Annotated in this window: 26 protein-coding genes; 6 read left to right on the top strand and 20 right to left on the bottom strand. The window is 51.0% G+C overall.

Annotation, left to right across the window (positions count from 1 at the left end):
* Positions 1–29 precede the first annotated feature (29 nt).
* Positions 30–641, top strand: a complete 612-nt coding sequence (locus C8J48_RS00165) for a TetR/AcrR family transcriptional regulator (protein ID WP_107724387.1) — start codon at positions 30–32, stop codon at positions 639–641.
* Between the two features lie 203 nt (positions 642–844).
* Here C8J48_RS00165 and C8J48_RS00160 read toward each other — a convergent pair whose 3' ends face one another.
* Positions 845–1,159: a YerC/YecD family TrpR-related protein gene (locus C8J48_RS00160; protein WP_107724386.1), complete on the bottom strand. Its 315-nt coding sequence runs from the start codon at positions 1,157–1,159 to the stop codon at positions 845–847.
* A gap of 106 nt (positions 1,160–1,265) precedes the next feature.
* The gene (locus C8J48_RS00155) at positions 1,266–2,264 is read right to left on the bottom strand and encodes a DUF3048 domain-containing protein (protein ID WP_107724385.1); all 999 of its coding nucleotides are present in this window, start codon (positions 2,262–2,264) and stop codon (positions 1,266–1,268) included.
* Positions 2,265–2,504: 240 nt separating this feature from the next.
* On the opposite strand from C8J48_RS00155, the gene C8J48_RS00150 reads away from it, so the two are divergent.
* Entirely contained in the window at positions 2,505–3,182 is a 678-nt protein-coding gene (locus tag C8J48_RS00150; RefSeq protein WP_170105012.1) for a UDP-glucose/GDP-mannose dehydrogenase family protein, read from the top strand.
* 158 nt (positions 3,183–3,340) lie between these two features.
* On the opposite strand, the gene C8J48_RS00145 is transcribed toward C8J48_RS00150, so the two are convergent.
* Positions 3,341–5,080, bottom strand: a complete 1,740-nt coding sequence (locus tag C8J48_RS00145) for an adenine deaminase C-terminal domain-containing protein (protein ID WP_170105010.1) — start codon at positions 5,078–5,080, stop codon at positions 3,341–3,343.
* 133 nt (positions 5,081–5,213) lie between these two features.
* On the opposite strand from C8J48_RS00145, the gene C8J48_RS00140 reads away from it, so the two are divergent.
* From C8J48_RS00140 to C8J48_RS00130, 4 genes are all read left to right on the top strand, one after another.
* Positions 5,214–5,426 (top strand): YgaP family membrane protein, encoded by a 213-nt coding sequence (locus tag C8J48_RS00140; RefSeq protein ID WP_107724382.1) that lies wholly within the window; start codon positions 5,214–5,216, stop codon positions 5,424–5,426.
* A gap of 35 nt (positions 5,427–5,461) precedes the next feature.
* A complete protein-coding gene (locus tag C8J48_RS19150; RefSeq protein ID WP_281261177.1) occupies positions 5,462–5,584 on the top strand; it encodes an EYxxD motif small membrane protein in 123 nt (40 codons plus the stop codon).
* A gap of 70 nt (positions 5,585–5,654) precedes the next feature.
* Complete coding sequence (locus tag C8J48_RS00135) at positions 5,655–6,287, top strand: CBS domain-containing protein (RefSeq protein WP_107724381.1); 633 nt, start codon at positions 5,655–5,657, stop codon at positions 6,285–6,287.
* Positions 6,288–6,540: 253 nt separating this feature from the next.
* The gene (locus C8J48_RS00130; RefSeq protein ID WP_107724380.1) at positions 6,541–6,750 is read left to right on the top strand and encodes a hypothetical protein; all 210 of its coding nucleotides are present in this window, start codon (positions 6,541–6,543) and stop codon (positions 6,748–6,750) included.
* A gap of 54 nt (positions 6,751–6,804) precedes the next feature.
* Here C8J48_RS00130 and C8J48_RS00125 read toward each other — a convergent pair whose 3' ends face one another.
* The 17 genes from C8J48_RS00125 to purC all read right to left on the bottom strand — a co-directional run bounded on the left by C8J48_RS00125 (position 6,805) and on the right by purC (position 23,585).
* Positions 6,805–7,836 (bottom strand): CDP-alcohol phosphatidyltransferase family protein, encoded by a 1,032-nt coding sequence (locus C8J48_RS00125; RefSeq protein WP_107724379.1) that lies wholly within the window; start codon positions 7,834–7,836, stop codon positions 6,805–6,807.
* A gap of 6 nt (positions 7,837–7,842) precedes the next feature.
* Positions 7,843–8,592: an ABC transporter ATP-binding protein gene (locus C8J48_RS00120; protein ID WP_107724378.1), complete on the bottom strand. Its 750-nt coding sequence runs from the start codon at positions 8,590–8,592 to the stop codon at positions 7,843–7,845.
* Between the two features lie 2 nt (positions 8,593–8,594).
* Complete coding sequence (locus C8J48_RS00115) at positions 8,595–9,395, bottom strand: ABC transporter permease (RefSeq protein ID WP_107724377.1); 801 nt, start codon at positions 9,393–9,395, stop codon at positions 8,595–8,597.
* Positions 9,396–9,409: 14 nt separating this feature from the next.
* Entirely contained in the window at positions 9,410–10,501 is a 1,092-nt protein-coding gene (locus tag C8J48_RS00110; RefSeq protein ID WP_107724376.1) for an iron-containing alcohol dehydrogenase family protein, read from the bottom strand.
* Between the two features lie 19 nt (positions 10,502–10,520).
* Complete coding sequence (locus tag C8J48_RS00105; protein ID WP_107724375.1) at positions 10,521–11,237, bottom strand: phosphocholine cytidylyltransferase family protein; 717 nt, start codon at positions 11,235–11,237, stop codon at positions 10,521–10,523.
* A gap of 60 nt (positions 11,238–11,297) precedes the next feature.
* The gene (locus C8J48_RS00100) at positions 11,298–12,071 is read right to left on the bottom strand and encodes a CDP-alcohol phosphatidyltransferase family protein (protein ID WP_107724374.1); all 774 of its coding nucleotides are present in this window, start codon (positions 12,069–12,071) and stop codon (positions 11,298–11,300) included.
* The gene (locus tag C8J48_RS00095; protein ID WP_245891021.1) at positions 12,016–13,086 is read right to left on the bottom strand and encodes a glycosyltransferase family 2 protein; all 1,071 of its coding nucleotides are present in this window, start codon (positions 13,084–13,086) and stop codon (positions 12,016–12,018) included. Before C8J48_RS00095 ends, C8J48_RS00100 begins: the two co-directional genes overlap by 56 nt.
* A 298-nt stretch (positions 13,087–13,384) precedes the next feature.
* Positions 13,385–14,650 (bottom strand): phosphoribosylamine--glycine ligase, encoded by a 1,266-nt coding sequence (gene purD, locus C8J48_RS00090; RefSeq protein ID WP_107724373.1) that lies wholly within the window; start codon positions 14,648–14,650, stop codon positions 13,385–13,387.
* Between the two features lie 71 nt (positions 14,651–14,721).
* A complete protein-coding gene (locus C8J48_RS00085; RefSeq protein WP_107724372.1) occupies positions 14,722–15,000 on the bottom strand; it encodes a hypothetical protein in 279 nt (92 codons plus the stop codon).
* Between the two features lie 101 nt (positions 15,001–15,101).
* Entirely contained in the window at positions 15,102–16,640 is a 1,539-nt protein-coding gene (purH, locus tag C8J48_RS00080) for a bifunctional phosphoribosylaminoimidazolecarboxamide formyltransferase/IMP cyclohydrolase (RefSeq protein WP_107727508.1), read from the bottom strand.
* The gene (purN, locus tag C8J48_RS00075) at positions 16,640–17,257 is read right to left on the bottom strand and encodes a phosphoribosylglycinamide formyltransferase (RefSeq protein WP_170105487.1); all 618 of its coding nucleotides are present in this window, start codon (positions 17,255–17,257) and stop codon (positions 16,640–16,642) included. The genes purH and purN overlap by 1 nt, the downstream gene beginning before the upstream one ends.
* Entirely contained in the window at positions 17,251–18,285 is a 1,035-nt protein-coding gene (purM, locus tag C8J48_RS00070; protein WP_107724370.1) for a phosphoribosylformylglycinamidine cyclo-ligase, read from the bottom strand. Before purM ends, purN begins: the two co-directional genes overlap by 7 nt.
* Positions 18,282–19,706, bottom strand: coding sequence for an amidophosphoribosyltransferase (gene purF, locus C8J48_RS00065; protein ID WP_107724369.1), 1,425 nt, complete (start codon positions 19,704–19,706; stop codon positions 18,282–18,284). The genes purM and purF overlap by 4 nt, the downstream gene beginning before the upstream one ends.
* Positions 19,676–21,952 (bottom strand): phosphoribosylformylglycinamidine synthase subunit PurL, encoded by a 2,277-nt coding sequence (purL, locus tag C8J48_RS00060; protein ID WP_107724368.1) that lies wholly within the window; start codon positions 21,950–21,952, stop codon positions 19,676–19,678. The genes purF and purL overlap by 31 nt, the downstream gene beginning before the upstream one ends.
* Positions 21,939–22,622 (bottom strand): phosphoribosylformylglycinamidine synthase subunit PurQ, encoded by a 684-nt coding sequence (gene purQ, locus C8J48_RS00055; protein ID WP_107724367.1) that lies wholly within the window; start codon positions 22,620–22,622, stop codon positions 21,939–21,941. The genes purL and purQ overlap by 14 nt, the downstream gene beginning before the upstream one ends.
* Positions 22,622–22,873 carry a phosphoribosylformylglycinamidine synthase subunit PurS gene (gene purS / locus C8J48_RS00050; protein ID WP_107724366.1) on the bottom strand — a complete coding sequence of 84 codons (252 nt, stop codon included), beginning with the start codon at positions 22,871–22,873 and terminating at the stop codon, positions 22,622–22,624. Before purS ends, purQ begins: the two co-directional genes overlap by 1 nt.
* Positions 22,866–23,585, bottom strand: a complete 720-nt coding sequence (gene purC / locus C8J48_RS00045) for a phosphoribosylaminoimidazolesuccinocarboxamide synthase (protein WP_107724365.1) — start codon at positions 23,583–23,585, stop codon at positions 22,866–22,868. Before purC ends, purS begins: the two co-directional genes overlap by 8 nt.
* Positions 23,586–23,602: the final 17 nt, after the last annotated feature.

Raw genomic sequence — 23,602 nt, 5'->3', positions numbered from 1 at the left:
TCATCTACACTACAGATGAGGTGAAGAAGATGAACGGCTACGAACGACGGAAAAAGAAAAAAATTGGACAGATATACAATGTTTCATTTGAATTATTTTCTAAATACGGCTTTCAGAAGGTCAATGTAAATGAGATTGCACATGAGGCAAAGGTTTCTCCAGCCACCATTTATAATTACTTTGGCACAAAAGAACAACTTTACGCCGATACGCTCAGGAACTGGATGGACAAGCAGTTGGAGCAGTATGAGAGCATTCTTGATTCAGGGCTTTCTTTTCCGGAGAAGGCCAAGAAAATCATGTTGCTGGAGACAAAAAATTTGAAAATGTTAGCAGATACGTTTCCGAAATCTGCATCCTCGGAGTTGAGTGGCCTGATAGAAAGGTATAGTGAGCATAAGGTCGCTCCTTTTTTCGGGAGGTTTGTCGCACTCGGAAAGCAAGAGGGCTATATTCTTAAAGATCTAACAGAAGAGATGACGATGCTTTACTTCACGATGTTCAAAAATGAGCTGGCTCGATATTGGGAGGAACCGTATCAAGACCACGTAACTCGGAATATCGATCAATTGATGGAATTGTTCTTCTATGGGCTAGTTGGACGGGCACAGAAGCAGGAGGAGGGCGAAAGCAAAAGCTGATTCGCCTTTTGAATGATGCGGGGAACCCTATCATTGAGTAACAGCAAGTAATTGAAAACTTGCATGGGATTAAATAAATGCATTGCCTCATCTGAGTTGGGATCGGGCAACACTGTCAGTGAACCTTCACAAAGAAAAAAGCCCTGATGCATTTTGGCACAGGACTTTCTCCAATCTCAGGCGCCCGAATCGGCTGATTTTGCTTATTCCGATGGAGCCGACTCTTTCTTTTGTTCCAGCCGATCAAGAGCCAACTGATAGCCGTCCGTACCGTAATGAAGGCAGCGTTTCACACGGGAGATGGTGGCGGTACTGGCACCGGTATCCGCTTCGATCTGGCTGTAGGTGTATCCTTTTTGCAACATACGGGCCACTTCCAAGCGTTGGGCCAAGGATTTAATCTCCCCCACGGTACAGAGATCCTCAAAGAAACGATAGCAATCCTCGATCGATTCCAAAGTCAAGACCGCCTCAAATAAGTGATCCACTTCTTTTTGTTTTAATTTATTCAGCTGCATCTAAGCACCTCTTTTCTGTGACACTTTCCTCGTAAGGTACCAGGTACTTTCACCCTTTAGCGTATAACATTCTACACCATCAAGTACATTCCTCCCAGCATGCTCGCTACTGGTCATACGACCAAGACCCTTCCGTAGGAACCACCTGTACCCATGTTTTCCCTGGGAGCAACGGGATCACATCTCCGTCTTCCTCTACCGGCAGCAGCCATCCACCCTGATATTCCCAGTGGATGGAACGTGCCCTCCCCTGCTGGAACAACATTCCTTCCCCGCCGGTTGACCATTCGACTTGACGGCGTCCAGCCGAATCCAACACACGGTGGTCGGCACGGATCACCATCACATTATCGCCGGACAAGGGCTCACCGCTCTCCTTATCGCGATGCAGTTCTCCCTGTGTCCACCGCTGGTAGCGCTCGCTTTTTTCATCCCAGCGAAATCCGGCTTCATATAGCGGATGAAAGCGAATGTCGATCCGTTGAGCCGGTTCTCCTCCCTCTACAGCACCTTTGGGATCAAACAATGGCACAGCAGACTCACTTGACACCTCGGCATCGGCGGAAGTAGCCGCCCGTACTTTTCCGATGGACGTATATAGATTATGCGGTGCTTTTCGCGCCGGGTCGCGATAAAACTGGGCACTGCCTTGACCGATTCCGTCTATATGCGGCCAGTTCCGTTGCTTGAGAAGCGACAACGCTGCCGGTGAACCGCCTGCATGGGCGACAACCGCACCGCTTCCCTGAGCCACATCCAAATAATAAGGGCGTAAGCTGCGCACCGGACCCACTTCTCCATCATAATCCCCAAAGTAAAAGGCGGCAAATCGGGTGATCTCACCTTCCGCCAACACTTCAACCACCCAATCCGCTTCATGAAGACCGGATTGGGGTCTGGCTTGCTTTTGATTGTTCACCATTACCATCACCGGCGTCGGTAACGCTCCAGCCCACTTTTCTCCGGTATAGGGGTGAATCGCTTCCTTCTCTTTGTCACCCGTTTGCACTGAATCCGTCGGGGAATTTTCCGTCGCTGTGCAAGCCGTCATGCTTCCCGCCAACAACAACACCACACCAATCGCAATCCAACATCTCCCACCCATCACGCGACACTCCTTTGCAAAGGTTCTACGAGGGGGGCACCACCGAATTTTCCATTCGTTGGGACAACTTTGGCATGCTACAGCTTATGCATGTTAACTGGAACCTTTGCAAAGTCCTCTATTATAATGAACACCGATTTTAACGGTAGCTTTATATTAGCTTTACATACCTGTGTTAATCTGGGAGCAAACGATGGACAGGGATGGAAGCGCAGCCTGACAGCATGGAGGAGGATTCCCATGAGAATTGCGGTACTCGGTTCCGGTGCCAGTGGGTTGGTGACCGGCGCATGTTTAGCAGAGTTGGGCCATGAGATTTGGTGCGTAGATTTCCATGCGGCTGCTCCCGACAATTTTGTTTTACAACCGTGGGAGCCCGGGTTAAACGATCTTTTGCTGCGTGCGGTCAATAACGGTAGAATCCATTTTACGACCGATCAAGCCGGCGCTATCGCTGATGCGGACATCATCTTTATCGCTGTCGAAAATGTCAATGGTGATGGTAATTCCGATCTTTCCGTCCTGTGGAACGCAGCTGATCTGATTCAACATCACGGCAAACAGAGACCGCTGACCGTCATTCTGGGAGACATTCCGCTCGGTACAACCCGTTCTGTTCAAGATTCTCTGGGAGAGGCAGCAGATGTTGCCCATCAAGCTGAATTTTTCCGTCCTGGCAACGGGGTAGAAGATTTTTTCCAAGCGGAACAACTGTTAATCGGAACCGATTCCCCTCGTGCTCACCAAATTCTCGCTATCCTTTATCAATCCCTCTCTATTCCCGTAATCGGGGTGGCACCGGTCGAATCCGAATGGACCCAATACGCGGCTAAAACCCTCCGCTCAATGAAACATTCCTATACACAGCGCTTAAGCCGCATTCATAAAAATACCGCTCCCAGTTATGCTTCTTTATAACGAAAAATCAGCTCACCCACCTGCCAAGGGTGGGTTTTACATATAAAAAAACCGCTTGGTTCTCCTACTGGAGTTCCAGGCGGTTTCCCAATGTAATGGCAGACATTTTGCACTGTTATTCTATGGCTAGAATAGCAGGGAGTCAAGCCATTCGTCTATCAGGTAAGGGGAGTCGCAGGGCGGATGATCGCTCCATCTTTGATTCGTACCAAACCATCACGGGTTAAGCGCACTTGGGGCAGGTGCGTCGATGATAAAAATAAAAAGGTATAGATGGGATCGTGAAACGGGTGGTCAAAGTTTTTCAGTTTCGTTACCAATTCCTCCGACTTCTCAATCAGATCATCGATAGGCTGATCGCTCATCTTGCCGCCAATCGGGAGGGGCAAGAAAAAGGATTCTCCTCCACCCTGAAACCAGGCGATCCCACCACCGTTGTCTAACACACGTTGACCCGCCTTCACCATCGCATCCGGATCTCGACCCAACAGTAGCAAATCGCCGGAACCGTTGTAGCTGCTGGCCAATCCGTCGATCCCGCGGGCAAATCCGCGCAAAAACGCTTGGGTGGTCCATTGACCGGCAGGGTCGATTAAGCTGACAAATAGACGCTCCTCATCCACCTCGTCGACCGCTTCCCATTTTAGTTGGGTAATGACCGGATTGACCAGATGAATCACCGGCGCCTGCTCCCCTTTTTCAAGGGATAAAGCGACATCCTTCTTCTGCAGCCGCCACGGTGCGGAAATGAGGGGAGGAAAGCGCTCCCAATCCGGTTGCGGCTGCTCCACTAACAGGCGTCCGGATTGCGCCGCCCGTTCTCCTCGAACAAACACCTGAATCGGTGTCGGATCTTCCAGTGAGCGCAACACATTGATATCCGCCGATCGTCCCGGAGCAATCCCGCCGATATGAGCATCCAGACCAAAATAGACAGCCGGATTGAGGGTTACCATCCCATAGGCATGTTCAGGCGGGCAGCCTGCTTGGATGGCTACCCGGATCATTGCATCCACATGTCCTTGGCGCAATGCCGGAGGAGTAGGACCATCCGTCGTCATCATCAGACGATGCCATGGCACCGGTGCTTGCTGCTGCAACAATCCCCGGATTAAATCCGGCAGATCGGGGCGCAATGAACTGTATCGCAGCGTCGTCATATAACCCAGGCGTAAACGGTGCAGCACCTCCTCTACGGTGATGCTCTCATGATCACCGGTAACCCCCGCTGCCGCCAATCGGGATAATGTTCGGTACGAAGCACCAGGGGAATGGCCCTCCACTCGCTTGCCATAGCGATGGGCCTGTTCCACCATCGCCACTCGTTTTTGATCGCCGGACAACAGCGGCATCCAATCGGTCAACTCACCCGCTTGCAGCGTTGAAGGATGAGACATAGCTAATTTCACCCGCTCCAGGGTAAACGGATCTTCATCTGCATCCAGACGTGCCTGTGCATCCAACCGCGCCCACCAAAAGTGGTGGACCGCCGAAGCAGTTAGCCGTTCCCTCCATTCTTGCCAGCGATCATCGTCCAACGAGCGAAAAAAATAAAGATTATCATGGATCATGGCTGTCGTTCCCAGGGGAAGCACTTTTTCCGTCAATGAAACCGGATTATATAACTGAAACGGATGCGAATGTGGTTCGATATAGCCCGGTACCAGCACCATTCCTTCCACATCCACCACTTTTGTGCTGCTGTCCGGGTTTAGTTTGCCCTCTTCACGGGAGCCAACAAAAGCGATCTGACTCCCACCGACCCAAACATCCTGGTATTCCACAGCTCCGGTATACACATTTAACACCTGTCCACCTTTGAACCAAACTGTCGGCGGGCGCCGTCCCATTGTCGTCTCAATGACGGCCAGCCGCTCTTCCACAGAGGTGTTCATCATCCGCAATTTCCTCCTTTTCCAGACCATACTACCACAACCCACCAATTCCCTTCACCGTTTGATCCCACTTCAAAATGACCATACTATCGTTTGCAACGATCCGAATCGATGGAAGGAAAGGAGGGGATCGAACATGCAAAAAAACGTGGGTACCATTGACGCTTTACTGCGAATCACCTTTGGTTTGGCGGGGTTGGCGTGGAGTGCCGCTCGACTGACACGCCGTACTGACAGCATAAGGGCCCTGTTCATCGCAATCCTGGCGGGAATGAAAGTGGCAGAGGGCATCACCCGCTTCTGCCCTATGTTGCATTTCATAGGAGTCAGCTCCAAGGAGGTTCGTTAACGAAGAATGGAGCGAAGGCACAAAGGAGGAGAAACATGTGGAATCAATGGTTAAGAGTGGATTGGTGGGTTGACAATTTTTATGTGATCGCCACTGTCGTGGGATCGGTGGTGGCGGTTGTTTGGGTAATCGGTCAAAAAAGGCGAGCCCGTAGCTAAAGGCGGTCATCAAACCGGATACTCCCCATATACTGGTTGCAGTAATCAAAAAGGGGAGAGATCGTTTTTTATGCTGATTAAAAACTGTATGACTCCACGGGATGAATTGGCGATCATCTGGGCAACATCCAATATCGAACAAGGGTTAAAGCAACTGCGTCATCACGGACTGGAGACGATTCCCGTCATCGACCAACGAAATCATTTTGCCGGAATCACCGGATACAGCACCATCATGAAACAATTTTTAAAAATGGGATGTACACATACAGAGCTCCTACAACAACCCATTTCCCAGGCAATCGATTGGATCGAACCCTTAACCGTGGATGCCGATTTTGAGGAATTGCTCCCCACTTTGATCCGTTATCCCTTCGTCCCCATCGTCGCAGCGGACGGCATCACCCTAGCGGGAATCGCCAAAATCAGCGATGTGGAATCGGCCTTGGTGCAAGCGTTAGGCAGCAGGGTAAAGGGAGCGCGCTTTCTGATCGGGGTTTTTGTCGATGTTCCCCATGTGTTGGAACGATTACTGCTTACTTTAAAGCCCTTCGATATTAATATCATCTCGATGGCTACCTTTGACGCCGGGGATTCGGCGGCGCGCCGGATTTTATTAAAAATCGCGCCTACCCCCCATGTTGAGGCGATCTCCAAGTCTCTGGATCAATCCGGTTTCCGTGTATTAAGCGTCCATTCCTAATTCTGAATCCGCCTTTTTTGTCGCCCTCACTTAAACGTATTTTTGATATTTATCATCTTTTGTTGAAAATTAACCTTGAAACAGTGGACAATCCCCATTATTTTAGAAATAGAATCTTATTTATTAACTTCTTAGTCGATGCAGTCAATCAATGAAAAGGGTGGCAAATCCACTCACACGTGGTAACATAAGAAGAGAAAACAGGAACGAGAGTTCGTGCCTCTGCATTGGAGGAGAGTGAGGGGGATGAAAATTGAAAGAAGCGGAAGAGAAAGAGACGGTCATCCAATTCGATGAAGCAGGAAGTACTGCCTTTGTTTATACAGCCAGCTGGGATATCGCCCGGTCATTAAAAAAAGTGGGCTATGCACCTGTGAAAAAAACGGATGGTGCTTGGTGGTTTGAAGTTCCCGTCGATGCTCTCAGTATTCAAGGAGAAAAGCAGACAATGAACTTCGGCTAAACAAAAAAAGCTCTCGGAATCAATCCGAGGGCTTTTTTTGTTTAGCTTTTTTATTTAGCTTGTCTGTCCCGCTTTCGCTGCCGCCTTTTGTAGACGATACTGCTCCTCCCAATCTTCAGGCAGCGTCGATTCAATCGTCTCTACCGCCGATTGAATCTTACTAAATTCGCGCTCAAAGTCCTTGGTGGAGAGCCAGATTTTATACAGGATCGATGCCTCAAACGCAAACAGTAGAATCGTCCCAAAGAAAATCGTTTCTTTGATAATCAATGTTCCAAACAAGGGGGCCACCACAAAGATAAACATCTGAAATTCAATGCCGCTAAACAGATGCATCCGAATTCGCCGCTCCAAAAAGAAATCGCGAATACGCATGTAAATGCCGAATTTGGACTTAAATTCCTGCTGTAAATCGATTTTCTTTTTCTGCTGCAAGCTGTCGAGGGATTGCGTTCCGTCTGCCTGCTCATTGTTGTCCGCTTCTTCTTCCTCTTGCTCCGGCGGAGTCGGCTCCGGTTTCTCAATCACAATCCCAGCAAATTCAGCGGTACGTTTCAGTTTACGTTTGCTTTTGCGCAGCTTTGCCCGCATATCCCGGCGTAGCTTAAACAGCTGTAACGCATTGATATGGCGGGTAAAATAGGCGACAACAAACAAGAGTAACAAATAGAGATACGTCACATCTTCCGTCAGCCGGTATTGGCCCAGGGTGAGTGCTACACCGCACAAAACCACCCGAATATGGTCCAGGCTGATATCCAACAACATGCCGAAGGTGGAGCCTGTCCCTTTGAGGCGTGCGATCTTCCCATCCATGCAGTCGATGATAAAGCTGAGATGGTACAAAAGCGCCGCGGCGATCAGCGCGGGATAAGACCCAATATAAAACAGCGTCACTGCGGTCAGGCCGATGATAAAGGAAAAGATGGAGAGTTGGTTAGGGGTGATGTTGGTATGATTGGCCGTCGGCACGATCAGCCGTGATGCGACCGGATCCACCAACAACACCGTCCACCAAGCGTCTTTCTTTTTATAGGTGGTATGGACGTCGTCCAGTGTAAATCGTTGCGGTTTCTCCTCACTCAATCGACTTTACGCTCCCTTCTGGTTCTTTTTCGGTTTTTTTTCATCTTGGTATTTATCGATCATCTCGTCGATCCCGCCGACATCCACCACGCAACCCCGCTCCAAAATCAAGGCCCGATCACATATTTTGCGGAGGGGTTTTAAGCTGTGGGAAACAATGACCAAAGTTTTGTCAGAGCCCCGCAGCTCCTCCATTTTGGCGTAACATTTTTTCTTAAAATCCTTATCACCCACCGCCAACACCTCGTCGATCAAGATGATGTCGGCGTCGATGTGAACAGCGATCGAAAAGCCCAACCGGGCTTTCATCCCGGAAGAATAAAACTTGACGGGTGTATCGATAAACTCCTCCAATTCGGAGAAAGCGACAATCTCAGGGTATACTTCTTCAATTCGCTTCTTATTTAATCCAAAGATGGCACAGTTGAGGCGGATATTTTCCGCACCGGTCAAATCACGGGAAAGGCCGGCACCTAGCTCAATCAAAGGAGCCACTTTCCCATTCATCTGCACCTTACCCGCATCCGGGTAGATAATGCCGGAAAGCACTTTAAACAAGGTGGATTTCCCCGCTCCATTTTTTCCGATGATGGCGTAGGATTCCCCTTTTTTAACGGTGAAAGAGACATTGTTGAGAGCGATGAACTCCTTATACCGCTTTTCCCTTTTGGCCATTGAGATGAAAAAGCCTTTCAAGGTCTTATCATACGCTTTTCGAAAATGTTTGCTCAGATTTTCAACGACAATGGCATCCATTGTCAGATCACTTCCCCTACACGACGGTTCAACCGTTTAAAGATGAACCAAGAGATCAGGAGCATGACGAGGATAAAGATGATGACGTATAATACATAGCCCCAGGAGATGGACTGATCCGGGAAAAAGATTCCATGAAACAGACTGAGGATCACCGCCATCGGATTGAGGAAATACAAATCCGCAAACTGTCGGACTGTCTCCGATTCGTTTTCTGTGACAAAACTGATCGGATAAATAATCGGGCTAAGATACATCCATCCCCGTAACACCAGATTGGTGATAAACTCCACATCGCGGTAGTAGACGTTTAAAACCGAGATGAGAAAAGAACAAGCCAAGGCAAACACCGCCAGCAGCAGAATGAAGAACGGCAGCAATACCAGCTGGTCCCATTGAACCGGCACCCCCAACACGAAGGCAAAGGCGATTACCAAGACAAAAGCGGGAATAAAATTAACCAGATTGGCAGTGATCATGGAAAGCGGGAAAATTTCCCGGGGAAAGTACACCTTTTTAATTAAGGATGCATTCCCTGACAGCGCTTTGGTCCCTTTTTTCAAGGAGTTGTTGAAAAAGGTCCACGGAATTAATCCCGACAAAATATAGAGCGGATAGGGTTCAACTCCTTTGGAGATGCCCTTGATGATGACGGAAAACACCAAGGTGTATATCACCATCAAGCCTAGTGGCTCCAGCAAAGTCCAGAAGAAACCGAACAAGGAATTGCGATAGCGGATGCGAACTTCCTTGTGGACTAGGAAGTAAAGCAGCTCTCGATATTTCAGGATATTAGCGAACATGTTGGTACTCCTTATCATCCCACAGTTAAGCCTTTCAGGTCGTAACGATTTTTCGCCTCAACAGGATACACTTCATCCAGGATGCGATCAATCTCTTCATCAGTCAATTCCACTTCGTTTAAAATCGTATACCGGTTCCGCATAGACGGTGCCATTTGAATCGCCCGATGCATCTCCTCACGGGTGTACCCCAAATCCTCATAATGTGTTGGCAATCCCAGCTTTTCATAATAGGGAGCTAACCACTCGATCCGTTTGACTCGCCCCTGCAGATACTGGCTAAATAGAACACCGATCGCTACCTGCTCCCCATGAAGTGCCTTCGCTCCACAATGGTAATCAAGCGCATGACTGATCAAATGCTCCGAGCCGCTGCAAGGTCGACTGGAACCGGCGATGGACATCGCGATCCCGCTCATGATCAAAGCTTCGGATGCCACTTTCAACAGGGATTCGTCATACTCATCCTGATTCAAGGTGTTCATAAACGATTCAACGGCGTTATTGGCCATTAAATTGGCAAATGTGTTCATCTCTTCTTTTCCAGCACGGTGCGCCAAATGCCAGTCAAACAGCGCCGTCTTGTTGGAAAGGAGGTCGCCAATCCCCGCCGACATCAGCCGTGGCGGACACGAGGACAACACATCCAGGTCGATGATCACCGCTTGCGGCATTTTCACGCCAATACTGGTGCTTTTGTTCAACATCTTGATCACAGCGACCGGCGAACAGATCGCATCGCTGGAAATCGCCGTAGGGAACAGGATTACCGGTACATTGCTGCGGGTACCAACAACTTTGGATACGTCCAGGGCTTTTCCACCCCCGGCACCGATGATGATATCCGGTGGATCTTCCAGCACATGCCGCTCCAATTCATTGATTGTATCCAGACTGTTGCTTTGGCACGTCAGCACCTGAACAGTAGCAGCATGTCCGACAATCACTTCTTGCACTTGTTCTGTCACCCGACGTGTCTTTCCGCTTCCGCTTACCATCAGCACCTTTTGTCCCTTCAACCAGTCAAACACCGGTGATTGGGGAAGGTTAGGGATCGCCCCGTGTTCAATGATCAACTGAACCGGGATATGCACTTTCTTTGTCATGATTCCAGCTCCTTCCCGGTCAGGACAAAACGGATACGGCTAACTTTTTCGCGGTTTCCAGATCATTGAAGTCATCGATCTCCACCCAAGGCAGCCCCTGCGTATCGACTCCAACAATGGCGATATCGCCGGAGCAGGCTTCATACACATTTTCATACCATGCATTGGTTTCACCGTTTTCAATCATGGCCCGCGCCGTCCGATACAACACTTCCAGATCGGGACGGGCTAGTTTGGAAATCCCGATGTACTCACCATGGGCTTCATGCAATGCGATCTTTTTATTTACTTTCGTCAGTCTTCCCTCTTCATCCAGTAGTACCCGCATCGACTCTTCCGTCAATGTTTTTTGCGTATCCACCAATACTGCTGTGGGAGCGGATGCCTCCATGATAAAAGAGATCATGCGCTCATCGAAAAAGTCGTCGGAATTGATGAGGAGAATATCCTCTCTCAGCTTCTCCGTTAATAGAAACGAGTAAATGTTGTTCATGGATTCATAATGTGGATTGTAGATAAATTGGATATCCGTGCCAGCGAAGTGTTCCTGAATCCGCTCCATCTTGTATCCACCGAGCACCGTAATATCTTCGTCCTTAAATCCAGCCTTACGAACACTCTCCACTTGATATTGAACCAAGGGTTTGCCATGAACCTGGATCATCGCTTTCGGTTTATCTTCTGTTTCCGGGCGTAGACGACTGCCCACACCGGCGGCGAGAATTACCACTTTCATTTCTGGACACTCCTATCCGTTTGTAATATTGGCTTTACATAAATTTAACGCTGTCGTCATTCAACTTAACTTTGATGTGGTAAGATACAATCGTAACAAGGTCTTGAGAGCCAACACCACCAAAAATGCGGCAGTAAATGCGGCAACCAAAGGCCATTCCAACCACATTTCAACTATGGTTACCGCAGGCAGGAATGCAAAATATCCGGGCATCCCAGTCAAAAATGCAATCCACTCCATCTTATTGGATTGAGTTCGCATGGCGCTGACCGGATCGTTTTCATCCGTCTTCACATGGACATAATTGTATGATAAGGGCACCAACAAAGCGAGGGTGGCAACCAAAATCATCACGTAAGCCCAAGTAGCGACACCCAATCCCCACTCCATCCATCCAAAGGCGTGTGGGACCATCCAAGCGGCGGCGCTCCAGACGGGGATGCTTAAAGCACGGATCAAGGTGTCTAAAAATACACCCCGCTGGCTGGTTACCCCTTTGATTCGGGCCAGCTCACCATCCATACAATCACATAAATAGCCCAAGTTGTAACTGACGACCGCCAGCAGCCAACCCCATGGTTCTCCCGTCAGCAGGAGCCACCCCGTTAAGGTGAAAAAGAGAAGACTGAGCCAGCTGATTCCATTTGGCGTAAGGGGTGTACGGCTCAACAGCAAGGTTATATAAATGGAGATCCGGCGCAAGACAAACCAGGACCAGATCTCTTCCATATGTCGCGGTTTCTGGCAACGTTCTCGGTAAGCCAAAATCCGGTTGGAATCAACGGGCAGCGTTGGTAACGTTTTTGTCGTATCGCTCTTCATATACCCGTTCATTCCCCCAATACTCCCTGCTCATCAATCCGGCGGCAGAACCGACTCCCCGGCTAAAATGAAGCAGGAAAAAAGATACCATCGTTGGGACAAAGTACTTCCAACCTTTTTCTTTTTTCAGTCCCCAGGAAGAGACGAGGAGAAGGGTAGTATATGTCCCCATCAGTGTTAAAAATGTGTACCATGCGATCGCACTGAAAAAGGATGCTACGGTAAACGCCAACGTAGCCATTACCACGATAAACGGAATGAAATGGCGTCCACGCAGCACTCCCATGCCGCGCTTACTGGCGACGAGCGTCCATTTTCCATCGGCAAATGATTTTTGCATCAATGTTGGTAACGTATTGCGGACATAGTAGGTAGAGCGGATGATGGTGGACAGAAAGAATTTTCCACCCGCCCGCCGTACGCGGGCATGCATCTCCAGATCCTCATTCCGCTTTAGATTTTCATCAAAGTAGCCGACCTCTTCAAAGACTTCCCGCTTATAAGCGGCATACGGAACCGTATCTACATATCCTTCCCATTTGTTTTTGGTGGTACGAAATTTGGAATTTCCCACACCAAAGGGATGGGAATAGACATAGGCATTTACTTCACCCCAAAAACCCGTTCCTCTGCTCTCGATGACGCCACCGACACAAGCCGCTTCCGGCACTCTTTGCGCTACTTCATAGGTTCGGCTTAAAAAGTCCCGGGGGATTTGACTGTGACCATCTACCCGGATCACATACCGCCCCCGTGAATGTTGAATGCCGATGTTCCAGCCTGTGGCCAGGATTTTACGCGGATTCATATACGACCGAATCCGATCAGGGTAACGCCGTTCAAACGCCTCCACCAATTCTGGCGTTCGATCTGTCGACTCACCATCGATGATTATAATCTCGTATCGGTCATGGGGAAAGTCCTGATGCAAAATCGATTCCAACAGATTCTCTATATAATCTTCCTCATTGCGAACGACGAGTAAAAACGAGAAGATAAGATCCTCTTTCTGATTGATATGGATCACTCCAATCCGCACAAGCCTGTGCAGAAAAAGATCATGCTAACATCATAACATGGCACGTCAGTTTCTACAATGCACCCCGTTACAATTAACAGAAAAGTCCTATTTTTAGGTCGTTTGTCCTTGTTTCAACACATCCTTCGTCATTTGGTATTAAACAAAAAAAACTGAGACCGGTATGATGCCGGACTCAGTTTTTTTAGTATGTGTAGCCGCTAAACGGTTAGGTACCGTGGAGACTCCGTTGGGGAGTCGATCAACAGACGTGGCTTCGGAAACATGCCCATAGCCTATTCACTCTCTACTTCTCTAACGCCCGTGAGCCTATATCGGTGCGATAATGGGCCCCTTCAAATTGGATCGTTTTCACCTGGGCATATGCCTGGTTTCGGGCTTGGGATAAATCGCTCCCCCAAGCGGTTACTCCGAGTACACGTCCGCCAGCAGTAACGATACCGTCTTCTGTATGAGCGGTTCCGGCATGAAAAATGGCGGCATTATTCGCCTCGGTAAACAACCCCTGAATGGGCTTTCCTTTTTCATAGGAGCCAGGATAGCCGCCGGAAGCCATCACAATGCAACAAGCGGCTTCCTTTTTCCAGGACACCTCGATCTGTTGCAAGCGTCCCTGAGCCACCGCCAACAGCACTTCCGCTAAATCTGACTCCATCCGCGGTAACACGACTTGTGTTTCCGGATCACCAAAGCGGGCATTAAATTCGATTACTTTTGGTCCCTCCGGAGTGATCATCAACCCGGCATATAAGACTCCGCGATAAGTGAGACCGGCTTGGACCATCCCCTTGGCCATCGGTTCCAAAATTTGTGTTACCGCTTGCTGAACGATACGATCGGCGATTTGGGGGACAGGGCTATATGCGCCCATTCCACCGGTATTAGGACCCTGGTCATCATTAAAGACCGGCTTATGATCCTGAGCGGGCACCATCGGAATAACCGTTTCACCGTCGACAAAAGCCATTAACGACATTTCCTGTCCGGTCAAAAACTCCTCTACCACAATCGATGTTCCCGCATCGCCAAAGGCGCGCTCTTCCATGATATGGTGCACTGCTGCTTCTGCTTCTTGCAGGGTTTGAGCCACCACCACACCCTTCCCTGCCGCTAAACCGTCCGCTTTTACGACGATGGGAGCACCCTGTTCCCGGATATAAGTCAATGCTGCGTCCGGATCGGTAAAAGAGCGGTATCGTCCAGTAGGAATACCGTAAGCCTCCATCAATTCTTTCGCAAAACGCTTACTGCCTTCCACTTGGGCCGCTTCGCGATTAGGGCCGAACACGAGGTGCCCATTTACTTCCAATGCATCCACCACACCGGCCAAAAGCGAAGCTTCTGGACCGATCACTGTCAGATCAATCTCCCGTTCCGCTACAAACCGCACCAATCCCTCCACATCGGTAGCGGAGATGGGAACGCTTGTGGCTAAGGTTTCGATCCCTGCATTACCCGGCGCACAAAACAGCTGCTTTACCTGTGGGCTCTGCTTTAATTTCCACACGAGGGTATGTTCTCGCCCCCCGCTGCCAACAACCAATACCCGCATCATAACTCCCTCCTATCATCTTCAAAATCCCTCCCCCTAAGGGGGCTTGTCCAAGCAGCAAACCTCGCCGTTTATGGAAAGGCGAGGCTGATTCCAAACAAGATAACGGTCACCAATAGAAAAATAAAAGACCACTCTTCCCGCTGCCCTTTGTTTTCCTTCCCTTTTTCCCTAATTGTGGGAAGGGACATTAATCCGCTGGTCAAAATCGCCAACAAAAAGTATAAGGAGCCAATCACCCGTATGCTGTATTGCCAGGAAAACGGTTCATACCAGCCGAGAAAAACCGTGATCCACATTAATGTCAAGGTGGTGACAACCAACGTAAATGACCGTCGGATGATAACCACGGCCGTTCCTCCCCCTTTGTACCTACGGCCTCAGCTTTTTGCTGGAGCACTTTATCATACGTTGGGAAAGAAGCAGCCGTTCCACGTGTGAAGTCTCTGTTTTAATGCTTAAAGTGACGGACACCGGTAAACACCATCGCGATGCCGTGCCGGTTGGCTTCCTCGATCGATTCTTGATCGCGAATGGAACCACCAGGCTGGATAATCGCTTTAATCCCGGCGGCAGCAGCAAGCTCCACCGTATCCTTCATCGGGAAAAAGGCGTCAGATGCCAATACCGCTCCATGTGCCGCTTCCCCTGCCTGTTCTAAGGCGATCCGCGCCGCACCGACGCGGTTCATCTGGCCCGCTCCCACTCCGATCGTACGAAAATCACGGGACAAAGCGATCGCGTTTGACTTGACGTGTTTGACGACCCGCCAGGCAAACAGCAATTGCTCCCACTCTACTGCGGAAGGGGTACGATTGGTCACAACTTCGCAATCAGCGCGATCCAACGCTTTTCGATCCGCTTCTTGTACCAATAAGCCCCCTTCCACCGTTTGCAGACGGCGGGATGACGCATTCCCAAAAGCGGAAACCTCCACCTTTAGCAGGCGAAGATTCTTCTTTTCTTGCAAAATCTCCAGGGCAGCGGCATCAAACCCCGGTGCCAAGATAATTTCCAGGAAGATCTCTTTTAAGCGGCGGGCAGTCGCTTCATCCACCGTTCGATTCAAGGCGACAATACCACCAAAAATGGAAACGGGGTCCGCCTCATACGCTTTTTCATATGCCTCCAAGATCGTCTCACCGCTGCCGACACCGCAGGGATTCATATGTTTAACGGCAACGACAGCCGGACGATCAAACTCGGACACAATCTCCAAAGCGGTGTTGGCATCGTTGATATTGTTATAAGACAATGCTTTCCCGTGAAGCTGTTTTGCCGTCGCTAAACTACCCGCAGCTGCCAGAGGCTGTTGATAAAAAGCAGCAGATTGATGCGGATTCTCCCCATAACGAAGATCTTGTTTCTTCTCATAGGTTACGGTCCACTTCTCCGGATAGGGTTCATTTACTTCTGCACTCAAGTAGGAAGCGATGAGGGCATCATAAGCGGCAGTGTGGCGAAACGCTTTGGCCGCCAACTGTTGGCGCGTCTCATCAGTTACCCCACCCTGATCCATTTCCGCTAGGATCGTTTCATAATCAACAGGATCTACCGCTACTGTAGTAAAGCGATGATTTTTGGCAGCGGCCCGTACCATCGACGGCCCACCGATATCGATGTTTTCAATTGCTTCCGCAAAGGTGACATCCGGCTTGGCGATCGTTTGTTGGAAGGGATATAGATTAACCACCACCAGATCGATGGTGTCGATTTTGCGCTCTTCCAGTTGACGCTGGTGTTCCTCACGATCACGAATCGCCAGCAGCCCGGCATGAATGCGCGGATGAAGCGTTTTTACGCGACCGTCTAGGATCTCCGGAAAACCGGTCAATTCCGATACACCGATCACCGGAATCCCTGCTTCACCCAAGGCGCGTTTGGTACCACCAGTCGAAATAATCTCCACTCCGCGTCGGGAGAGGTCGCGGGCTAACTCCACGATACCGGTTTTATCGGAAACACTGATCAAAGCACGACGGATGGGAATCACTGCTGTTCCTCCTTCAGTTCCATTGACGATGGATCCGGCGGCAAGATACGGCCGGTCAACAACTTATACATCACTGCCGGATAAAGATTATGTTCAACAAACTGCACCTTTCGTTGCAACGTTTCCATGGTGTCATGAGGCTCCACCAATACCGGCTTCTGATCGAGAATGGGACCCGTGTCCATTCCTTCATCCACCCAATGCACCGTCACCCCAGTCCAGCGAACCCCGTATTCCAACGCTTGTCGGACCGCGTCCTTTCCTTGAAACGCGGGCAAGAGTGAAGGATGGATATTGAGAATGCGCCAAGGGTATGCCTCCAACAACGTCGGGCCAACCAGTCGCATATATCCCGCTAACATGATCCACTCAATGTTGTGTTCCTGCAAACAATGAAGCACATCCTGCTCATAAGCGGCTTTATCTTTATACTCTTTTGGATGAAAGGCAACGGCGGGAACCCGCAAACGCTCCGCCCGTTCCAATGCTTTAGCCTGCGGTTTATCACAGAGCAAAAGTGAAATCGGTTGCGGCCAATGCTGTTTGCGCGAGCGCTCCACCAAAGCTTCAAAGTTGCTGCCGCTGCCGGAAGCAAATACAGCGATACTCATAATGAGGCTCCCTTCAGACCGACAACACCGTTTTCCCCTGCTTCCACTTGACCAATCACATAGGCACGCTCTCCCGCTTCAATCGCAATCTGCATCGCCGTTTGCGTCTCTTCCGCCGGGACGAACAATACCATGCCGATGCCCATGTTAAAGGTACGATAGCAATCCTCCGCCGTGAGGGATGCCTGCTCCGCCAAAAAACGAAATACATCAGGCACCGGCCATGAATCGGGCCGAATGTTGGCTTGTAAGCCTTGCGGCAACATACGGGGCACGTTTTCAATCAAGCCGCCGCCGGTAATATGAGCGCCCCCTTTGACGGTGACCGCTTCCATCAATTGATGGAAAGGGCGGATATAGATACGGGTGGGGGTGAGCAGCTCCTCTCCCCAGGAATGATGCCCCCAGGGAACGGAATCCGTCAGGGAAGTACCCGAATCAGCGATGATTTTTCGCACCAAGGAGAAGCCGTTGCTGTGCAGGCCGTTGGAAGCTAGGCCTATAATGACGTCACCAGGACGAATCGTTTCCCCCGTTAGCAGTCCGCTCTTTTCTACCGCACCGACACTAAAACCGGCGACATCATATTCACCGGCGGCGTACATACCAGGCATTTCCGCCGTCTCACCGCCAAGTAGCGCACACCCCGCCTGTTCACATCCATCGGCGATTCCTTTTACCACTGCTTCCACCTGTGGCGGAGAGAGTTTGCCGGTGGCGATATAATCCAAAAAGAAAAGGGGCTCTGCTCCCTGTACCACCAGATCGTTAACACACATGGCGACACAGTCCACCCCGATCGTATCGTGGCGATCCAACTGAAAGGCCAGTTTTAACTTGGTGCCCACCCCGTCGGTGGCCGCTACCAGCACCGGTTCCCGGTAGCCGGACAGGGAGAAGAGACCGCCAAAGCCGCCGATTCCCCCCATCACCTCCGGGCGGTGAGTACGCATGACATGCCCTTTGATACGCTGAACCGCCTCTTCCCCGGCGGCGATATCCACTCCCGATTGTCGGTAGGCGTCGCTCATCCTTTTCCCTCCAGTGCCAACACAGCAGATTCATCCACCTCTGTGGGGTAGTTGCCGTTAAAGCAAGCCAAGCAATGACCGCAAGTTTCGTTTTCCTTCCGTCTGCCTACGGCTTGGACCAACCCTTCTTCCGTCAAAAATCGGAGACTGTCTGCCCCGATTAATTGCCGAATCTCTTCTACCGAGTGATCAGCGGCGATCAGTTGTTTGCGATTGGAAGTATCGATCCCGTAAAAACAAGAATATTTAACCGGGGGAGAGGAGATACGGACATGTACCTCTTTTGCCCCGGCTTCCCGCAACATCGTCACAATGCGACGGCTGGTGGTTCCGCGGACGATGGAATCGTCAATCATCACGACCCGTTTTCCTTCCACCACCTTGCGGACAGCGGACAACTTCATTTTTACCCCTTGCTCCCGCAGTTGCTGACTGGGCTGAATAAAGGTGCGCCCCACATAGCGATTTTTGATCAAACCCAGCTCAAAGGGAATGCCTGCCGCCTCCGCAAAGCCGATCGCGGCAGAAGTGCTGGAATCGGGAACACCGGTTACCACATCCGCTTCCACCGGCGACTCTGCAAACAATTGCGCTCCTAACCGTTTGCGGGCGGTATGGACGTTGATCCCGTCGATATCGCTGTCCGGGCGGGCAAAGTAAATATATTCAAAGGAACAGACCGCACGCGACGCAGGTGAGGCAAAACGGGTAGCACGCATGCCATCCCGATCCAGAATCAATAATTCTCCCGGCTTCACTTCCCGCAGATAATCGGCGCCAATAATATCAAAGGCACACGTCTCCGATGAAAAGACCGGTGCATCTCCCAGCATCCCCATCGATAACGGCCGCAACCCATGAGGGTCCTGGGCCACCAACAGCGAATCATTGGTCATGATCAACAAGGCATAAGCGCCGACCAGCTGGTTTAGAGCTTCCGCCACCGCTTCTTCCAGGGTAGGTTTGGTTGAGCGGGCGATCAGATGGGCGATCACTTCCGTGTCCGAGGTTGAGTGGAAAACGGCTCCCTGGCTCTCCAGTTCTTGTTTTAAGGCGTCTGCATTGACCAGGTTGCCGTTGGTTGCTAGCGCCAACTGACCGACGGCATCATTGTGAAATACAAACGGTTGGGCATTGCTCAACGAGCTTTCCCCCGTCGTGGAGTAGCGCACATGACCGATTGCCCAATCCCCGCTTAACCCCTTCATAATCTCATTGTTAAACACTTCATTGACCAGACCCATACTGCGGTGATAGCGGAAACCACCGCCGGCGGTAGCGACGATGCCGGCGCTCTCTTGTCCACGGTGTTGCAAGGCGTGCAACCCGTAATAGCTGAGCTGAACGGCGTCAGGATGCCCTAGAATACCGAACACTCCACACTCTTCCTTCAGTTCGTCGAAGACAGATTCATCGCGCATGGCAGTGTTCCCTCCCAGATCGTTTCCAGCTCTTGTAACGGAAGGTCGATGGCCATCTCTTGATTTACCCGAACGATCAAAGCCTGACCACCCACGCGGCCAATCTTGGTGCAGGCGATTCCATGCTCTTGCGCCAAACGGTGGACTGTTTCCGCTTGTGACTGCGGGACGCTCAGTAAGACACGGGACTGGCTTTCGCTAAAGAGAGCAACAGTGGCAGCCAATTCCGTATCCAACGTCACCTCGGCACCGTATCCGCCGCTGATCGCTGATTCTGCGATCGCTACCGCCAGTCCACCTGTCGACAAATCGTGAGCGGAGGAGACACTCCCCTTTCGAATCGCCGCCAATACCGATTCATGGAGCCGTTTTTCCAAGGCGAGATCGATGCGAGGAGCACGGCCGGATACTTCTCCTTCCACTACCCGTTGCAGTTCGCTTCCACCCAACTCCGCATGGGTTTCCCCCAACAGCAGCAAAAGGTCCCCTTCCTGCTTAAAAGCGGCGGTGGTAATATGGTTGCGGTTTTCCACCAAGCCCACCATCCCGACAACAGGTGTGGGGTGGATGGGTGCCCCTTTGGTTTCGTTGTACAGGCTGACATTGCCGCCGACCACCGGTGTTTCCAAGGTGCGGCAAGCCTCGCTCATACCCTCTACCGCCCCTTCCAACTGCCAAAACACTTCCGGTTTCTCCGGGCTGCCAAAGTTGAGGCAATCCGTAATCGCCAGGGGTTGAGCGCCGGAGCAGACGACATTGCGCGCCGCTTCCGCCACGGCGATGGCGCCGCCTTGACGGGGATCGAGGTAGACATAGCGGCCATTGCCGTCGGTAGACATAGCCAGGGCTTTGTCGGTACCGTCGATCACCACAACAGCGGCGTCCGATCCGGGACGAACGGCGGTACTGGTCCGCACCATATGATCATATTGCTGATATACCCAGCGCTTGCTGGCTACCGTCGGTGAAGCCAACACCCGTTTGAGTGCAGTGACAGCGTCAACCCCCGCCAATGTCGCCGCCGGTTTTGCCAGAGCAAAGTTGCGGTAATAAGCGGGCTCTTCTCCCTTCCGATGCAACACCGGCGCATCATCCACCAGCGTTTTAACCGGAATATCGGCCACCAGACGGCCTTGATGGCGAATGCGATAACGACCATCAGCGGTTACCCGACCCACAACCGCCGATTGCAGTCCCCACTTATTCAGAACTTGTTCCACTTCTCCTTCGCGGCCGTCTTCCACTACCAACAGCATCCGTTCCTGCGATTCGGACAACATAATCTCATAGGGGGTCATTCCCGTTTCCCGTTGCGGCACATCGTCCAGATTCAACTCCATGCCGGTTTCTCCCTTGGCTGCCATCTCAGCACTGGAACAGGTGAGACCTGCTGCTCCCATATCTTGGATTCCCAACAAAATCCCTTTTTGCACCAGTTCCAGACACGCTTCCAACAACAACTTCTCCATAAACGGATCCCCAGCCTGCACTGCCGGCCGTTTTTCCTCGGAGGCCTCAGACAGCTCCTCGGAGGCAAAGGTGGCTCCATGGATTCCATCACGCCCGGTGCTAGCTCCTACATAGATCACCGGGTTACCGGTACCGACAGCAATTCCTTTTTGCAGATCATCGTGATCCAGGATACCGACACACATGGCGTTTACCAAAGGGTTACCCTCATACGCGGCATCAAATTCCACTTCGCCGCCCACGGTGGGAATGCCGACGACATTGCCGTAATGGGCGATTCCTGCCACCGCCTGTTCAAACAGATAGCGTACACGCCCCTGTTCCAGCGGGCCAAACCGCAGCGAGTTCAACAAAGCAATCGGACGTGCCCCCATAGAAAACACATCACGGATGATGCCGCCCACCCCAGTGGCCGCTCCCTGAAACGGTTCAACCGCAGTGGGATGGTTATGGCTTTCAATCTTAAACACAACCGCCTGACCATCACCGATATCGATCGCCCCTGCCCCTTCACCGGGACCTTGCAACACCCGCGGTCCCTCAACCGGAAAACGGCGCAACAGCGGTTTAGAGTTTTTATAACTGCAATGCTCCGACCACATCACGCTGTAGATTCCCAATTCCGTCCAGTTGGGCAGGCGATCGAGATGATGGCAAACCTGTTGATACTCCTCAGCGGTCATTCCCACCTCTGTAAACATGCCTTGGTCACGGATTTGTTCCGGTGTTGGTTCATTGGCAACAGTAACCACTTCCTCTATCTCAGGCCGCACCATGGCTCTCCCTCCAGTAGCGTAGCATCGAAGTTAACATCTTGGCACCGTCAGCGGATCCCATCCAGTCATGAACCGCCCGCTCCGGATGAGGCATCAATCCCAAGACATTGCCTTTTTCATTGACGATTCCGGCGATATCATCCACCGATCCGTTGGGATTGTTGCCATCATAGCGAAAAACGATCTGCCCTCGCTCCTGCAATTGCTTAAGTGTCTTTTCATCGCAGTAGTAGTTTCCTTCTCCATGGGCGATCGGCAGTTGGATCGTTTCTCCTTCCTCATATTCCAAGGTAAAAGGAAGGTGGTTGTTTGCCACCTGGAGCGGTTGGATGTCACAACGAAATTGGAGATGATCATTTACCCGCATCGCACCGGGCAACAATCCCGCTTCCAGTAACACCTGAAAACCGTTGCAAATTCCGAGGACCAGTTTTCCTTTCTCCGCCGTTTCCTGCACCGCTTCCATCACCGGGGAAAAGCGGGCCAAAGCCCCTGTCCGTAGATAATCACCATAGGAAAAACCACCGGGCAAAATAATCGCATCGTAGGAGTGCAAGCGCTTTTCATGGTGCCACACCAGATCGACCGGTTGCTCCAAAATGTCACGAACCGCCTTCACACAGTCCGTATCGCAATTGGAACCAGGAAAAACAACAACGGCGAAGCGCATTAAGCACCCTCCTCCAGTTGAAACTCGTAGTTTTCAATCACGGGATTGGCCAACAGTTGCTGACACATCGCTTCCACCTGTTCACGAGCGACAGCGGCATCAGCTGAGTCCAACCAGACTTCCAACGTCTTGCCGATGCGTACATTTTCCACTTCGGCAAAGCCGAGAGAATGAAGCGATCCTTTGACCGCACTTCCTTGCGGATCCAACACGCTGCTTTTTAGGCGAACGGTAATTGTAGCTTTATACATGGGCTGTTCCTCCCAATCGAGTCCAAATTTCGCGATAAGCGGCTTCTACATCGCCTAAATCCCGACGAAACCGGTCCTTATCCAAGGGTTTTCCCGTCTCTCGATCCCAAAAACGGCAAGTATCCGGCGAAATTTCATCCGCCAACATCAGTTTGCCGCTCTCATCCACACCAAACTCCAGCTTAAAATCGACCAAAATAATTTCACACGCATCCATTCGTGACAGCAACAGTTCATTAATATTAAGCGCTTCTTCCCGGATTTTTGCCACTTGCTCCGGCTCCGCCAATTGCAATAAGCGGATATGATCCTCATTGATCAAGGGATCGCCCAGATCATCGTTTTTGTAGTAAAACTCCACCACCGGCTGCGGGAACAACACCCCGTTTTCCAATCCCAGCCGTTTGGCGAGAGAGCCGGCAGCCCGATTGCGAACCACTACCTCAATCGGCAAAATCGTTACTTTGCGGGCCAACTGCTCAGTCGGGGACAATAGCTTCACAAAATGATGTGCAACCCCGTAACTGCCCAGATGCTCAAAGAAATGGGCACTGATGCGGTTGTTTAACTCCCCTTTGCCGGCGATGGAGCCTTTTTTCCCCCCGTTGAAGGCAGTGGCGTCATCCTTGTACGATACCCACACCACATGCGGGTCGTCAGTACAATAAATCTTTTTCGCCTTACCTTCATATAACATCTCGCCTCGTTTCATCGCTACCCCTCCCTAGT

Origin of the sequence: Desmospora activa DSM 45169 (assembly GCF_003046315.1) — a bacterium.
GTDB lineage: Bacteria > Bacillota > Bacilli > Thermoactinomycetales > DSM-45169 > Desmospora > Desmospora activa.
Note: the sequence above shows the minus strand (reverse complement) of the source record. Positions and strands in the feature narration are given on the sequence as shown.

Coding starts and splice junctions, on each gene's coding strand:
- C8J48_RS00145 (WP_170105010.1), bottom strand. CDS start 5,080: ATGATGAACACCTCTGTGGAAGAGCGGCTGGCCGTCATTGAGACGACA.
- C8J48_RS00135 (WP_107724381.1), top strand. CDS start 5,655: ATGCTGATTAAAAACTGTATGACTCCACGGGATGAATTGGCGATCATC.
- C8J48_RS00165 (WP_107724387.1), top strand. CDS start 30: ATGAACGGCTACGAACGACGGAAAAAGAAAAAAATTGGACAGATATAC.
- C8J48_RS00110 (WP_107724376.1), bottom strand. CDS start 10,501: ATGACAAAGAAAGTGCATATCCCGGTTCAGTTGATCATTGAACACGGG.
- purD (WP_107724373.1), bottom strand. CDS start 14,650: ATGCGGGTATTGGTTGTTGGCAGCGGGGGGCGAGAACATACCCTCGTG.
- purM (WP_107724370.1), bottom strand. CDS start 18,285: ATGAGCGACGCCTACCGACAATCGGGAGTGGATATCGCCGCCGGGGAA.
- C8J48_RS00100 (WP_107724374.1), bottom strand. CDS start 12,071: ATGAACGGGTATATGAAGAGCGATACGACAAAAACGTTACCAACGCTG.
- C8J48_RS00105 (WP_107724375.1), bottom strand. CDS start 11,237: ATGAAAGTGGTAATTCTCGCCGCCGGTGTGGGCAGTCGTCTACGCCCG.
- C8J48_RS00115 (WP_107724377.1), bottom strand. CDS start 9,395: ATGTTCGCTAATATCCTGAAATATCGAGAGCTGCTTTACTTCCTAGTC.
- purL (WP_107724368.1), bottom strand. CDS start 21,952: ATGGTGCGGCCTGAGATAGAGGAAGTGGTTACTGTTGCCAATGAACCA.
- C8J48_RS00160 (WP_107724386.1), bottom strand. CDS start 1,159: ATGCAGCTGAATAAATTAAAACAAAAAGAAGTGGATCACTTATTTGAG.
- purF (WP_107724369.1), bottom strand. CDS start 19,706: ATGCGCGATGAATCTGTCTTCGACGAACTGAAGGAAGAGTGTGGAGTG.
- purC (WP_107724365.1), bottom strand. CDS start 23,585: ATGAAACGAGGCGAGATGTTATATGAAGGTAAGGCGAAAAAGATTTAT.
- purQ (WP_107724367.1), bottom strand. CDS start 22,622: ATGCGCTTCGCCGTTGTTGTTTTTCCTGGTTCCAATTGCGATACGGAC.
- C8J48_RS00155 (WP_107724385.1), bottom strand. CDS start 2,264: ATGGGTGGGAGATGTTGGATTGCGATTGGTGTGGTGTTGTTGTTGGCG.
- C8J48_RS00150 (WP_170105012.1), top strand. CDS start 2,505: ATGAGAATTGCGGTACTCGGTTCCGGTGCCAGTGGGTTGGTGACCGGC.
- C8J48_RS19150 (WP_281261177.1), top strand. CDS start 5,462: ATGTGGAATCAATGGTTAAGAGTGGATTGGTGGGTTGACAATTTTTAT.
- C8J48_RS00140 (WP_107724382.1), top strand. CDS start 5,214: ATGCAAAAAAACGTGGGTACCATTGACGCTTTACTGCGAATCACCTTT.
- C8J48_RS00120 (WP_107724378.1), bottom strand. CDS start 8,592: ATGGATGCCATTGTCGTTGAAAATCTGAGCAAACATTTTCGAAAAGCG.
- purS (WP_107724366.1), bottom strand. CDS start 22,873: ATGTATAAAGCTACAATTACCGTTCGCCTAAAAAGCAGCGTGTTGGAT.